Here is a 14,754-nt window from a genome sequence, read left to right on the forward strand (position 1 = left end):
TCCGTATTTTTCATCCTTCGGTTCAGACCGAAAGTCGTTTTCTGTATTCATGTAAAATGCTCTATTAATGAAATGAATGAAATATAAGGATTCATCCTAATGGAGCGCGTTTTATTATTCTATTTTATCATAACGTTCGGGGGCACGCCCATACAATAGAAGTACAAGCCGCTCCCCCTGTTACGGACCGAAGACAGGAGGTGTGCTGCTGGGTCTGAAAGGGGTGTTGCCGGATGAGCACATTTTTGTCCAAAGCTATTCTTGATTTCTTCATTGCGTTTGGGATCGTGCTGGGCGGCGCGATGATTGGAGGTATAGGAGCGGTGGTCTCTCTCCAGCCTCCGACACAGACGATGCTTGATGTCGCTGGGAAAATTAAAATTTGGGCGCTCGCAGCGGCCGTTGGCGGTACAATCGATCCGATGCGGGTGATCGAAAGCAACGTGCTGGACGGCAATCTGTCTCCGGCAGTCAAACAAATTTTGTACCTGATATCCGCCTTTATGGGCGCCCACATGGGTACTGAACTGGTGAAATGGGTTTGCGGTGGAGGACGGGGTTAGCATGACTCCAGGACAGCGCCCATGAGAATCCCGCCTTTTTCACGTTACCGCCCGCTTATGCGCATGACTGCTGTCTTTGTTCTGGGAATGATCGCCGGTTGTGTCGTGTACAACGGTGTATTTCACCTGAGTTACAACGAGTTGTGGCTCAACAATCAGGAGTTGCAGCTTCAGCTGCATCAGAATGAGGAGGACATTAAAACGCTGAAAAAATACAGTAAACGCCAAACCGTCATCAAGGAAATCAAGGTCCGTGCAGAAGACTCTGACAAAGGTCCGGACGAGGCCTCCCTGAAAGTGATGTTGCAGAAACTGGGGGATGAACTTGAGGTGCTCCGGGGTCGCGACGTCTTCAATATCGATGAGTACAGCAAAATGACGCGGATTATGCTGAACCAAAAAGTGTATACGGTCAGAGAAAAGGAATATACCGTCCAGGTGAAAACGATGCTGGTGATGGAAGGTGTGCTGCAAGTTTGGGTACAGATTCGGATGCACGTTCCGGCTTAGGAAATGGATGAAAGCCCCGGAAAAAAACTGCCCTTGCCCTCTGCCTGCATGGTACAATAAGGGCAGTAAATGCTTTCCAGAAAAGGAGCTGCGTCTTTGTGTTCATCGATGTACTCAAATATGCCCTAATCGCCATCTTTGCCCTGGCCATGGTCTGTTCAGCTCTGAACAGCATTCGTTCGCGCAGGACGACTGATCCCATCGCCATAGGTCTTTATCGCTCATGGACCAACATCTGGATGGGTAGCATGCTGATTATTCTTTCCCTCATTCTGATGTTTGTGTTTACTGGTTCTACGCTATCCGTTGTTGTGGAAGCGCTATTTCTGATTATGGGAGCGTACAATTTATTTGCCGGATTACGTAACCGCAGTTACTATGCCCGTCTTCAGCAGCATGCAGACGGTGGAACTGGCAAGACATCCGGACAATCTGCCTGATGCACTTAGCACGATGTCATTGCTTTTTGCCAAAAAGAGAGTATCCTCATCTATCGAACAAGCCTGAACCACGCCGATTTCGGGGTACAGTTCGCTCTTTCGATAAGAGGATACTCTCTTTTTCTAGGCATGGTCAATGGATTGTAGGGTCATTACCGCTTTGCATACAACATTCCCATCACGGGAAATGACAATATCCATTTTGCAGGTCCGACGACTTGTCTCCAGAATAATGGGACGAACCAGAATCTGATCTTCAATCTGTACCGGACGAACAAAATACGTTGTTACATTATCCACCACATGGTCGTTTCCTGTAACATCCCAGGCTGCGCGCCGTCCCGCCTGTGTCATCACATTCAGCAGAACACCTTCCGAGATAGTACCGAGGTCTGTCGCCATCTGCGGAATGATGAAACCGTGGAAAAACAATTCGTTCTGCTCTCCACGCTCTTCCGCAAACCCGTTCCAGATCAGATGATCGAACGTCTCTCCAAGCTGTGGCTGCTTCTGTGCATCACGCATCGCTTGCAATACTTCCTTACGTGTGACGGATGCAATCAGTTTACGGTTCCGATCTACAATCGGCAGGAAGTCAATGCCTTCCCACGTCATAATCTGTGCAGCCGAAGCCAGTGAGGTTTGCAGCGAAGCTGTGATTGGGCGGCGTACGACACACTTCTCAATACTCTGATCCTCTTTTAACTCGCTCACATCTTTCAGACTCACAATACCGATAACACGGTTCCATTCATCTACTACCGGGAAGCGATGCTCTCCCGTTTCGGAAACCAGCAGATGAAAATCCGCGGCTGAACTGGTCACCTTTAGCACCTGAAGGCGGGGTTTCTGACCGATGATATCCTCTACCAACATAATCTTTTTCTTAATCAGTCGATCAAAGATCGCACGGTTAATCATTGAAGCCACTGTGAACGTATCATGTCGGGAGGAAATGATGGGCAGACCCAACTCATCAGCCATCACTCTCACTTCACGGCTTGTACCGAAGCCACCTGTAATTAAAACACCTGCGCCCTGTTCGAGGGCAAGGGAGTGTGCATTATCCCGGTTACCAACAATCAACAGGCTTCCCGCGTCAATGTAACGGGCCATGGCCTGCTCTTTCATCGCACCGATCACGTACTTGTGAAGCGGTTTGGCAAGACCGTCACTTCCACCCAGCACATGACCTTCGACGATGGTTACCACATCGGCAAAAGTCAGCTGCTCGGTCATACCGCGAGGTCTTTTCTCGATCCGCACCGTTCCAATTCGTTCCTTGGTCACGACCAGGCCGAAGTTCTCTGCCTCTTTTACCGCACGATATGCTGTTCCTTCGCTTACGCCCAGCTCCCGTGCCAGTCCGCGCACCGATATTTTACTGCCTACCTTCAGTTGTTCAATATGTTGAAGCAATTGTTCGTGCTTCGTCACGTTTTCTTCCTGTCCGTCCATCTGTACCACCCCCGAAGATGCATCTGTACTATTCTGTATCTATTATAACACGACCTTAGGAAAATAACCCCATTCTACGTACCTTTCTCCTAAAGAACCGCGCTAAATGGATCTGAATAATCGGAACAGCAAATTACGGGCATAAAAAAAGACCGGCCCCTTTTATACCAAAGGGAATCCGGCCTTACTTATACAGATAGAACCATCTCTATTACCATGTCGTATGTGAACCAAACCTTATACAGATTTGCTCTGCTCCTGCTTGTCCACTAGTTTCATCTCCCATTGCCGCAGCTTTGCCCGCCGAACAGCTTCCAGTGCACGCTTCTTCTCTTCATCCACACCAAGAATAAAATGCAGATGTGCACCAATGATTAATAACGAGAACAGCACCCATACGATGCCAAAAATATTAACCCAGGCCATTCCACCAGCAAAGGAAATGCGCGGCAACGCAATAACCAGCATCGACAATGCGATAACCAGATAGATCACATGTTTTGCTTTCTTTAACCTTTTCACCATTCACAGCTCCTTCGTTCTTGATCGACTCTATATGTCTAGTCTATGAACGATAAGAAGCTAATATGAGAGGTTCAGGCAAAAAAACGGGACAAGGTTTTAGGTTTAGGCTTCAGCGCCACCGTACAGATGACCCAGGCTGTCTGCAATAATTTTGTTCACGTCTTCGATAATGACACTCAGGCGACGTTCAGCGTCAAACAGCCGACGGATATTCAGGTTCAGGCTCAGTACCTCGAACAGTTTCTCCATTTTCTCCATTTCGTCCGGTGCAGGCATATCCCCACTCATCATACGTTGTTGCAATTCCATCTGTTGATCACGGAAATTATCCAACATAGCCTTTGCTTCCGGGTCTACTTCGATCAGCTTCATCGCAGAAGTAATTTCTTCCACCTCGCTGCTTTCTCTCAGTGCTTTGGCCAAATCATTGGCTTTGTCATAAATGTTCACTATAATTCCTCCTCAAATTAGGTTGTTCTTCTGTTATACATTCGTATTCATTCACATTCTCATCGCAACGTTCACCCGTGTTAATACACGTATTTCACTTCCGTCAAACAAAGGTTGCGGAAACATGCCATCCATTACCTAGCGAGCATCAAATGCATTTAATCCAAATGGGTCAATCACCAAGGGTTATATGTCCTCATATGATGAAGCACATGCCATGTTCAGATGCCGTTCAACTTCGAGATCAGACATCAAGTTGCCGCCCGGAAGGAGATCCGCGATGTCCACTAAAAAAGTAACGATTCAGGTTACCGGCTCGGGCATCCTGCAGGACGACGTCATCATGCTGGGCGAAGGGGTGCTCAAGGCGCTTAAAATCCCTTCGGGAAGGCCGCTTCAGCTGCAATTCGGCTCTTTCCGCCGTGAAGTCACTGTCATTCCTGTTCCCAGGTATGACGGTCTGCGCATCAATCAAACGGTAGCCAGCAAAACCGGCCTTGTTCCCCGTTCGGTCCTGAGCATATCTTATCGTTCAGCCAGCCGTACTTTGCGTCTTGGACCCTACATCAGTGTATTGGTCAGCCAGGATTACCCCGATCAGCCCGATCGGCCCTTTGGCTCCATCACGATGTTCTGTCAAGAACTGGTGAACGCTTGCCGGAAGAAGGGCGCCTATGTATCCTTTTTCACACCGGAGGATATTGGAGCGGTGACGGGTTATATGAAAGGCTGGGTGTATGATGACGGCTGGAAAAAGACCGTTCTGCCTATAGCAGACGTCGTCAATAACCGGCTGACGTCCCGTAAGCTTGAGAACAAACCTAGCGTACAGCATTTTATGAAAGAAGTAAAATCGCTCTACGGTACACAAACCTTCAACGAAAAGTTTCTGGACAAAAATGAAGTGTTCGATGCCTTGAAGTCCGTTTCAACACTGAAGAGGGTATTACCCGAATCCCATTTACTCAAAGCTTCCGCCACGCTCAAAACCATGTGCAACCGATATCCGGTTGTCTTTCTGAAGCCAGTTCGCGGATCGCTTGGCAAAGGTATTATCCGGGTCTCTCGTCAAAGCGACGGCAGCTTCCTCACCCTCGCTACAAGCGTTGGGGGTACCCGAAAACAAACGTATGCTTCACTGGATAAACTGTATGCCAGTCTGTCTGGGAAAATGAAAACAACGCGCTACCAGATCCAACAGGGTCTTTCCCTTATTGATAATAGCGGCAGACCCGTAGATTTCCGCGCGCTTGTGCAAAAAAACCGTACGGGCAAATGGAGTGTCACTTCCATCGTCGCACGTATTGCAGGCGGCAGTCACTATGTATCCAACCTGGCACGAGGTGGAAGTCTCAGCACCGTTAAGGAAGCTGTAGCCAAAACCCAATTGTCCGGATCAGCCAAAGCTTCTGCGTATGCAGGATTGCATACGGCGGCGCTGGATATCGCCAAAGGCATTGAAGGCGCCATCCCCGCCCATTTCGGTGAACTCGGCATCGATCTGGCCTTGGACACCAGCGGAAGGGTATGGCTACTTGAAGTGAACTCCAAACCATCCAAGAACGATAATACGCCACTTAGCGAGAGTAAAATCCGGCCTTCGGTCAAAGCGATGCTGGAATACTCCTCCTATTTGGCCGGATTCTGAAGAGTCATCCATTAGAGGAGGTGCAGCGAAATGTTCCTACAACATCAGACAAACACAGTAGCCATCTTGGTTCGGGCAACAGAAGGCTCGCCTCCTTTCGTAGATGAACTCTTCTGTCGTCGTCTCAGTTTGGAAAGCCACCGTTACGGCCTAAATATCATTGTGCTGGCCGTCGCGAATAACTCCATGTCATCCCGGCTCACACAGGGCTATGCATTCGGCAGAGGAGAATGGAATATCGTACCTCTTCCTGCTGTGGACCTAATCATGGACCGCTGTCTGCTACCGCTTCCCAGAACATTCAAACAGCAACTTCAGCAGCTAGTTTCCTCAGGCGACGGACACCATGCCCGTTACTGGTCTGCTTCTTTGCCTGGTAAATGGAAGGTATATCGCGCCTTGTCTACTGATATAAGACTACGTGCTCTTCTTGCGCCTACGACACTTCTTCAGTCGGATACCTTATGGGAGCAATGGCTGGAGCGCTGGCCGAAAGGTATTTTCTTCAAACCTGTATCGGGCACCCATGGTAAAAATACGTTTCGCCTTTATTGCGAAGATCACCACCCCCCCTGGATTATGGAGGGCAGAAATACTCGCAATGAATTGATACACCGTACATTTGAGCATCGCCAGGATGTCTCTGCCTGGCTGGATTCACACAAGGCCGGTAAAAAGATGATCTTACAGCCGTATCTGGAACTAAGTCATCATGAACGCCCGTTCGACATTAGGGCCTTGGTGCAAAAAAATGGGCGAGGACACTGGTCTCTAACCGGATGTATGGTACGGGAAGGACCGGCTGGCTCACTCACTTCCAATTTGCATGGAGGGGGAAAAGCATACCCCGTGCATCCTTATCTACTGGAACGATATGGGAGCAAGCAATCCAGCGCTCTGCTCGAGACGATCAGGCAGGCTGCTGCCCGCATCCCTACCCTGTTGGAGAGCCGATTTGGCAGACTGGCCGAACTGGGCCTTGATTTTGGAGCAGATGTTGAGGGTCGCCTTTGGCTGCTTGAAGTGAACTCCAGGCCGGGACGCTCCTCATTCGCAGAGGCGGGTGACTCCCGTATGCACAGTCTGACCTACGCCCGGCCGCTTGCCTATGCCCGTTATTTGCTGCAACAACATGTTCTCACGGACGTGAAGCGTCCAACGAAAATGCCGAATACATCCAGCACAGCTGGCCTGAAACCCATCCCGATTCACGGCGGTTGAGGCACGCAGCGCCCCGCTTGCCATGGAGCCGAAGGATCTTTTCAGGATAGGAGGATAAATCATGAGTTTGACCTTTTGCAATCTGCATTTCACACAGCAGCCGGATAAAGTGGTTTATGTATCCAACGCATTAATGAAAAGCCTAAATCTATCCGGCAAAAAAACGATTCATCTGCGGTTTGGCCGTGACCGGGTGCCCGCAACCATCAAACCAATCAAAAAGGCTGGCAAACATCTCTATCTCGCTTCGGGCATACGTAATCTGATGAACGTTCCGAAACGGGGCAGCATCTACCTCCGCAACTTGCAGAACGATGAAGTCCAGTTGGGTCCACTGATCGGCGTGCTGTCTGACGGACCTTCTTCTGGCTCCAACCCGTTTGGTTCCCGTACCGGTTTTATCAAACAACTGCTCCGAGAAGGCAGCCGTAAATCCTATATTTATGCGTTCACTCCAAGAGATATCAACTGGCAGAACGAAACAGTATCCGGTTTTTTCCTTAATGACAATGGAAGCTTCAGTCGCAAAACTGTACCTCTGCCAGACGTCGTGTATAACCGATTACCCAGCCGTCGCTCTGACTTCTCACCAGCGATCAACCAGCTGCGGGAGCGATTCATCCGACGCAAGATCCCTTTCTTCAATTGGAGTTTCTTCAACAAGTCAGATATTTATAAACTGCTGGAGAACGACCCAGCGGCAGGACGTTATATTCCTGAATCCATCACCAACCCGACGGTAGAACAGATGAAAGAAATGCTGGAACGCCATCAGTTTGTCTATTACAAACCAACAGCAGGAAGTCTGGGCAACGGGATCTATCGATTGACCTATTCGCCCAAACGTGGATATTTCGCCCGTTATCGTAAAAAAGGCGGCAACGCCCTGCTTCGTTTTGGTTCATTCAACAGCCTAATGCGCATGCTTCAAGGCAGACACGGCAAACAACTTCGCGGTTATGTCGTTCAACAAGGTATAAGGCTCATTGAGATTGACGAATGTCCGATTGATTTTCGTTTTCACATGCATAAAAATGGAAACAACCAATGGGTCGTCGTTGGCATCGGCGCCAAAAAAGCTGGTCGCGGCAGTGTAACCACCCATATTAAAAACGGCGGCTCCCTGATGACACCCGAGCAGGCTCTCAAGCGGAACTTTGGTGACCGCTCTGGAGAAGTGCTTCAGCATGCCAAATCTGTCGCAATAACACTGGCCCAGGCGATTGAAACCCAGCACCAGCATCTAATTGGTGAGATTGGCTTTGATCTGGGCATTGATCAGGAGGAACATGTATGGATGTTCGAAGCGAACGCCAAACCCGGCCGCTCCATTTTCCGTCACCCTTCGCTGCGGCTGGAAGGAAAATCATCGGTGGAGCACATCCTGGAACATTGCCTGTATTTGAGCAAATTCCGGAAGAAAGACGGCATTTGATGAGCTTGCAGGATGATTTTAGACCCGTTATTGCTGTCTTGACCATGCATGATGATCGTCGGATGTTCAGAGGAAACCAGCAAAACTTCTTAGATATTGTACAAACGGGCGAAAATATGGGATATGTGGTGTACGTCGTGACTGTACGAGATTTGAATGTGAGCGGCCCCACTGTGAAAGGGTACACGTACAACAATGGGATTGGGAGATGGACTTCACAGTCCTTCCCCCTTCCCCATGTACTCTACAATCGGATTCCCAATCGGGAAGATGAACGCAAACCTTCAGTACAGCGAAAAATTGAAGAGTGCATGCATTCCGGAATCGAACTATACAACCCGTTTTTCTTCAATAAATGGAATTTGTTCGAATGGCTTAAGAAATCCAAGTCTACCCAGCAGCTGATTCCCTATACTCGCCGAATGCGAACAGCAACCGCTTTGGGGACGGTGCTTCGATCGTATCCTTATCTATATCTGAAACCAGAAAGCGGCAAAGCCGGCAAAGGAATCATGATGCTCAAGTTTCAGGAAAAAGAACGTCTCCCTTACCGGCTTAAAATACAGAGTACCCGAAAAAGCACCACGTACAAAGCCGCTACCCTTTCCAAATTATGGGCAAGAATTCGTAAGGAGACCGGACACACGCCTTATATCATGCAACAGGGTATTGAGCTGGCTTCGTCCCGGAAGCGTCCATTCGATCTACGTGTACTTGTGCAGAAAAACGGCAAAGGACAATGGAGCGTAACAGGGATCGGGGCCCGGCTCGCCGGCTCTCGAAGCATTACGACCCATGTGCCGCGCGGCGGCAGTGTAGAGGACCCGGAAAAGCTGCTTACCGACCTTTTCGGAGAAGAAATGTCGAATACATTGATGAAGCGGGTGAAATCCACTTCATTGTTGATCGCGCGTCAAGTGGAACGAGGTTCAGGGCATACGCTTGGTGAAATGTCCATGGACCTGGGCATTGACGATCTGGGCGAGATCTGGTTCTTCGAAGCGAATGCGAAGCCGATGAAGTTCGATGAACCGCAGATTCGACGCAGGTCATTGGAACGTATTTTTCAGTACAGCGCCTACCTTGCCCGCCAATCGAAACGATGATGAACAGGAATAACAGCAAAAGAAGGTGATTGTTTGTGTCCTCACCTGTTCTGGGCATTATGACGTTGTACTTAAATGAACATCGCGCTCTGGAAGAACGGAGCATATACCGCAGAATGATCCTTGAAGGGCGCAAGCGGGGACTCGATATCTATGTGTTCACACCTGCCGATGTACACTCAGGAGGCAAACAGATTGAGGCTATGGTCTTTCATTCGGAAAAAGGCTGGTCCCGGGAATGGCGTTCATTCCCGGACATGATCTTCGATCGCTGCCGTATACAGCGCAATCGCAGATTCCAGCAACTGCTTGCCTTTCGAGAAAAGTATGGGCATCTGCTCTTTCTAAACCGTCCACTGCGCAATAAATGGACCATTCATCAAACGCTCTCGGCGAAATCAGCCTTCCGTGAACATCTGCCAGATACCGTTCTGTTTCAGGATATGTCCGATGTGAATCGTATGCTGAAAGCCTCCTCGCTCATCTATCTGAAACCCATTAATGGAACCGGAGGGCGCGGAATCCTTCGCATCGAACGCAGTGGCAGCGAGGCCAATACGGTTCTTGTACAGGGACGGGACCAGAAGCGACGGATCATCACCCCACGCAAAGTCCATCTGTCACGCTTGGGTTCACTGCTACAGCATTGGAATATGAAAGATAAATACCTTGTTCAGCAGGGCATTCAGCTTCAGCTTCCGAATGGCCGGGTTCATGATTATCGAATGCTGGTCCAGAAGAATGGTGAAGGACAGTGGGAATTAACTGGATGCGCTGGACGTATGGGTGCAGAGAAAAGTGTTACCTCTAATCTGCATGGCGGTGGCCAGGCCATTGCGATGCACAAATTGATGAAACAGTGGATTACCGATGAGAAGGAACGGGCTGAGATCAACACCACTGCCGAGAAATTTGGGATTGACGTTGCTTCATTTCTGGAAAGTACCTATGGCACCTTGTGTGAATTGGCTCTGGATCTGGCGATTGACAAGAGTGGACGTATCTATCTGCTCGAAGTAAATCCGAAACCTGCACGTGAAGTATTTGCCCGCATTGGAGAGAAAGATACTTATTCCAAGGCAATCACTCAACCACTGGAGTACGCCTTATGGGTGTACCACAACCATCCAAGTGCGACTCGTCCCCCTCGTGGCGTGAAGGTAACGAAACCAGTCAAACGCGTAAAAGGTAAGTCTGCCACCCTCAAAAGGACCAGAAGATCCCGGTTATGACCGTCAGACTTCAATAGGTAGTGAACCAAATTCTCCTTGAACCAAAAAAATGACCATCCAACATCCGAATGGATGTAGGGTGGTCATTTTTTTCTATTCGGCTTCCCGATATAAACGAAGCAGTTCCGTAAAATCAGAGATTAGTACATCGGATCCTGCAAGTTCTTCATCTCGTCCGAACCCTGCATAGGCACAGCCGATGACAGTCTGGTTGTTCATTTTACCTGCTTCCACATCCGAAGAGCGGTCCCCGACCATCCATGCATCCTGAATCCGATGCTTCTCAAGCAGAATCTGAACCAAGTTAACTTTGGAAGGGGTCTTGTACTGTCCTGCACTATACACGCCTTCAAAGAGCGGCATGATCTCATGGGCAAAGGCAACGCCTTTGACATAGTCCTCCAGCCCGTTGCTGGCGACAAACAACCGCACACCCTGTTCTTTCAACGCTTTCAGCGTCTCTTTTACTTGTGGGTACAGCTGTGAGCTTCCCCCATCCAACCCTTCAATCTCCAACTGAAGCAGCAATTCGTCTGCACGCCGATGGGCCGCAACTGAAGCTTCAGGCATAACCACTTTCCATATATCTTCTAGCAACATCCCCAGGCTTCCCAGCATTCGTTCTTCAGGAGGAGTCTCTCCCTCAAAATGCCCTTCGGCCCGCAATGTATCAAACAGCTGATGATAGGCTGGTAACAACAGAGTTTCCGTCTGAAACAAAGTACCATCCATATCAAAAATCATTGCTTCCGGTTTACGCAATACCGTCTCTTTTGTCATGTCCAATGTTCCTTTCGGATTGGGATATGTATTCGGAATCGTTCCCCTTCCATGATAAACATAAACGTTTGGCAGTGTAAACCGCGCAATGTAAAACATCTGTATCGTCAACGCCATACAATATCCACAAACGTTATACATAAATTAATCAAACTATGTACATTAATACTTTCTTTAAGTATAATACTGAAAAAATAGTTCTTTAGACACCACACCTAAAGAACTAAAAAAATCTATTATTCAAGTTTATTCGACAAATACATATACCCCAAGGAGAGGCATAACAAACATGAAAAAGCACAGGACCTTCAAAATTTTTTATAAGATTGGTTTGGGCTATTTGCTCGTACTCGCTGTTTTGGCAGGTTGCATTCTTTTGATCCAGAACAGTACCAGTAAACTTCAAAGCGAATTGGATTTTCTCGTAGATCACGATATGAATGTACACGCCCTGACTTATGAGATTGAAAAGAACATGGTGGATATGGAAACAGGCCAACGGGGTTACGTTATTACAGGGCAGGAAAATTACCTTGACCCGTATACCCATGGAAAAGAACAGATGGTTGCACTCAAGGATCAGCTCGCTACCTTGATCTCGGACAACCCATCACAGCTAAAGCTGCTGGAAGATATACATAATACTATGGAACACTGGATTCAAATCGCGGGAGAACCGATTGTTGCACTGCGCCAGGCCAATGACCTTCCTTCGATCCGACAATTTTTCACGACAGATCCCGGTAAACAGGATATGGACCAAATTCGGCAATCACTGAATACGTTCCGAACCAATGAACTGGCTTTGACTGAAACCCGTACAGAAGAACTGAAACAGAAAAACAAGGTGCTCAACTGGGAGTTGTACGGAGCATTGTTCCTTGTTGCCCTAATCTCAGTCATCGCTGCCTTAGTCCTGTCCCGGTCCATTGTAAGGAACATCCGTGCAGTGACACATGCACTGAATGATATTGGCTCCTCCAATGGGGATCTGACCTTGCGGATTGCAACTCCGATGAAAGATGAAACACGGGAATTGGCCGAGGCTGCCAATATCATGCTCTTGGGTCTGCAGCAAATGATGCTCGACATTCAAAACAATGCTACCATTCTGAGCACAGCCTCCGATCGACTAGGTAAAAGCGTTTCTGACAATCACATCGCAGGAAAAGAGGTGGCCACGGCCATGGAGCGAGTCGCTGAAGGTGCCGATGAACAAGTTGCCCTTACTCAGACCATGGTCGCTGCGATGGAACAATCGCTCATCGGACTTAATCGGGTAGCGGCTTCAACTGCCGACGTGGCTGAACGTGCCGTACGCACCGAATCCATTGCCGTTGATGGACAACAGCGTATCGATAATGCCGTAGGGAAAATAACGTTCATTGAACAATCCTTCTTATCTGTACAGGAAGCCATTAACGAAATCTCCGAAATGTCTGATCAAGTTATCAACATTGCCGATTCCATGTCAGGGATCGCAAGACAAACGAACCTGCTCGCACTCAATGCCGGAATTGAAGCAGCTCGCGCAGGAGAACATGGACGTGGATTTGCTGTCGTTGCCTCTGAAATCCGCAATCTGGCAGATCAAAGTGCCACGTCAGCGAAAGAAATTACAAGTATACTGGAAACCGTTGTATCCGGAGTTCAAAATACAGCGCAGGTTGTGGACGAAAGTACACTCCATGTCAACGAAGGACTACGGACGATTGAAGATGCAGGGCATGCATTCACAAATATTACCCAGCACATTCATGATCTCAGCGGTGAAGTTCAGGACGTATCCGCTGTTGTGGAACAACTGACATCCGGCAGCGAAACGGTAATGAAGTCCATTAACGAAGTATCCGCCGTAGTTGAGGATACCGCATCAGCCACGGAAGAGGTATCCGCTATGACCGAAGAACAACTTGCTTCCCTACAGGAAATGACAGACACCTCCCAGCAATTAAATGAAATGTCAGATGCGCTCGATCAATTGGTTAACCGATTCAAGCTGTCTTGACCCTATTGTTCAGTCCCAGATAACACAAAGAAGCAGGCCCTACTCCATAGGGATCTGCTTCTTTTTTTCAAAATGAAAGAACATTTAACACGAATCCTTTTCTAGCTCAGTACCTTTTTCGATCAGGCTTGACCCGGATTACGCAGCGCTTCAAGGACAAGCTGTGCATGATAGCCATCGTTGAAATCGTATATTTTGGCAGGTTGGCCTTGAATACGGGCAATGACGTGTTTAAGTACAGGCAGCTGGCTTAAGGATTCATCTACTTCGACGGGAACAAGCGGCTCTCCGATGCCCCCACTCCATAGTTGGTCCCAGTTTTCCAAAGCAATCGTTCCTTCTGTACCGTAAACCACCATGGATACACGCTCTTCACCTGCAAAATGAGCAATCCCATTTAACTGAATTCGGGTTCCATCCTCCAGCTCCATCGCGGCCTGAACTTCATGTTCACATTCACCTGTATTTTGAGGAAATTGAACCTCACTGTTAATCACACGGATAGCACCAAACACATTTTGGATCATATGAATCCAGTGGATTCCCACTTCAAGAATGAATCCGCCCTGCTCGCGGCTTGTAATCCAGGCATTTTGCTGCCACGCTCGTGGCCACTGAGGGAATTGCAGAATCAGATCGATTTTGCGAATCTCACCAATCGTTTCCTGACGAATCAGCTCTTGCAATTTCTCTACTGATGGTTCATGCGGCATCGAGAAATGAATTGCATTTACTACATCAGCCTTCTCGGCTGCCTCGAACATTGCTCTAGCTTCCTCCACGCTATTGGCCAGTGGCTTCTCACAGAATACATGAATCTTGCGCTTTAATGCCTCCATAACGACTGGATAATGATATTTAGGCGGAACTGCAATGTACAGCAGATCAATCGGGTGTGTGTCGAGCAATTGCTTGAAATCCGTATACGTCTTCGTCTCAGGATGCGAGGAAGCAAACGATGTCAAATTTTCCTCACTGGAATCGCACACTGCTACAATCTCTACTTTTTCGGATAGTTCTGCCTCTGTTGCCTGATGTATCATATGTATTCCCATTTTGCCCAGACCAATTACGGCCATTTTTATCGTTGTCATTCAACTCACTCCCATCGAATTTCAGTATAACAGAAAGCATAATATTGCCAATCCTTGCACGGATACGAAATGGAAAGCATACGCTTCTAATTTGATCTACACAAAAAAATACATCATATTATATATTATTTTACATTTAATTCTATAAATCTTGTTTATAGGTAATTCGTTGCAGGAATATATAACCAATTTATTTTCTCATATGGGACAAGACATTAAGCGTTTCCAACCTACGAATCAGGAACTTATACTCATAAAAGCGGTTGACAAAAAACCACAAAAAA

14 protein-coding genes are annotated in these 14,754 nt (G+C 48.0%); 9 read left to right on the forward strand and 5 right to left on the reverse strand.

Annotation, left to right across the window (positions count from 1 at the left end; genetic code table 11):
* The first annotated feature begins 233 nt into the window (after positions 1-233).
* The 3 genes from gpAD87_RS16925 to gpAD87_RS16935 all read left to right on the forward strand — a co-directional run bounded on the left by gpAD87_RS16925 (position 234) and on the right by gpAD87_RS16935 (position 1,513).
* The gene (locus gpAD87_RS16925) at positions 234-563 is read left to right on the forward strand and encodes a YtrH family sporulation protein (protein WP_024629128.1); all 330 of its coding nucleotides are present in this window, start codon (positions 234-236) and stop codon (positions 561-563) included.
* 21 nt (positions 564-584) lie between these two features.
* A complete protein-coding gene (locus tag gpAD87_RS16930; protein WP_063564310.1) occupies positions 585-1,073 on the forward strand; it encodes a hypothetical protein in 489 nt (162 codons plus the stop codon).
* 98 nt (positions 1,074-1,171) lie between these two features.
* Complete coding sequence (locus gpAD87_RS16935; RefSeq protein WP_179132321.1) at positions 1,172-1,513, forward strand: YtpI family protein; 342 nt, start codon at positions 1,172-1,174, stop codon at positions 1,511-1,513.
* 123 nt (positions 1,514-1,636) lie between these two features.
* Here gpAD87_RS16935 and gpAD87_RS16940 read toward each other — a convergent pair whose 3' ends face one another.
* From gpAD87_RS16940 to gpAD87_RS16950, 3 genes are all read right to left on the reverse strand, one after another.
* Entirely contained in the window at positions 1,637-2,971 is a 1,335-nt protein-coding gene (locus gpAD87_RS16940) for a DRTGG domain-containing protein (protein WP_064639320.1), read from the reverse strand.
* A 237-nt stretch (positions 2,972-3,208) separates the two neighbouring features.
* Entirely contained in the window at positions 3,209-3,496 is a 288-nt protein-coding gene (locus gpAD87_RS16945) for a hypothetical protein (RefSeq protein WP_064639322.1), read from the reverse strand.
* A gap of 102 nt (positions 3,497-3,598) precedes the next feature.
* Complete coding sequence (locus gpAD87_RS16950; protein WP_024629123.1) at positions 3,599-3,946, reverse strand: YlbF family regulator; 348 nt, start codon at positions 3,944-3,946, stop codon at positions 3,599-3,601.
* Positions 3,947-4,226: 280 nt separating this feature from the next.
* Here gpAD87_RS16950 and gpAD87_RS16955 point away from each other — a divergent pair, with 280 nt between their 5' ends.
* The 5 genes from gpAD87_RS16955 to gpAD87_RS16975 all read left to right on the forward strand — a co-directional run bounded on the left by gpAD87_RS16955 (position 4,227) and on the right by gpAD87_RS16975 (position 10,588).
* Positions 4,227-5,594, forward strand: a complete 1,368-nt coding sequence (locus tag gpAD87_RS16955) for a YheC/YheD family endospore coat-associated protein (protein ID WP_064639324.1) — start codon at positions 4,227-4,229, stop codon at positions 5,592-5,594.
* Between the two features lie 30 nt (positions 5,595-5,624).
* Entirely contained in the window at positions 5,625-6,815 is a 1,191-nt protein-coding gene (locus gpAD87_RS16960) for a YheC/YheD family endospore coat-associated protein (protein ID WP_064639326.1), read from the forward strand.
* A gap of 61 nt (positions 6,816-6,876) precedes the next feature.
* The gene (locus tag gpAD87_RS16965) at positions 6,877-8,250 is read left to right on the forward strand and encodes a YheC/YheD family endospore coat-associated protein (RefSeq protein ID WP_064639328.1); all 1,374 of its coding nucleotides are present in this window, start codon (positions 6,877-6,879) and stop codon (positions 8,248-8,250) included.
* A complete protein-coding gene (locus gpAD87_RS16970) occupies positions 8,250-9,356 on the forward strand; it encodes a YheC/YheD family endospore coat-associated protein (RefSeq protein WP_064639330.1) in 1,107 nt (368 codons plus the stop codon). The genes gpAD87_RS16965 and gpAD87_RS16970 overlap by 1 nt, the downstream gene beginning before the upstream one ends.
* 35 nt (positions 9,357-9,391) lie before the next feature.
* Complete coding sequence (locus tag gpAD87_RS16975) at positions 9,392-10,588, forward strand: YheC/YheD family endospore coat-associated protein (RefSeq protein ID WP_064639332.1); 1,197 nt, start codon at positions 9,392-9,394, stop codon at positions 10,586-10,588.
* A 93-nt stretch (positions 10,589-10,681) separates the two neighbouring features.
* On the opposite strand, the gene gpAD87_RS16980 is transcribed toward gpAD87_RS16975, so the two are convergent.
* The gene (locus gpAD87_RS16980) at positions 10,682-11,368 is read right to left on the reverse strand and encodes an HAD hydrolase-like protein (protein WP_064640984.1); all 687 of its coding nucleotides are present in this window, start codon (positions 11,366-11,368) and stop codon (positions 10,682-10,684) included.
* 289 nt (positions 11,369-11,657) lie between these two features.
* Here gpAD87_RS16980 and gpAD87_RS16985 point away from each other — a divergent pair, with 289 nt between their 5' ends.
* Entirely contained in the window at positions 11,658-13,376 is a 1,719-nt protein-coding gene (locus gpAD87_RS16985; RefSeq protein WP_064639334.1) for a methyl-accepting chemotaxis protein, read from the forward strand.
* Positions 13,377-13,498: 122 nt separating this feature from the next.
* On the opposite strand, the gene gpAD87_RS16990 is transcribed toward gpAD87_RS16985, so the two are convergent.
* A complete protein-coding gene (locus tag gpAD87_RS16990; RefSeq protein ID WP_064639336.1) occupies positions 13,499-14,470 on the reverse strand; it encodes a Gfo/Idh/MocA family protein in 972 nt (323 codons plus the stop codon).
* Positions 14,471-14,754 lie beyond the last annotated feature (284 nt).

Source organism: Paenibacillus sp. AD87 (assembly GCF_001659845.1).
Lineage (GTDB): Bacteria > Bacillota > Bacilli > Paenibacillales > Paenibacillaceae > Paenibacillus > Paenibacillus marchantiae.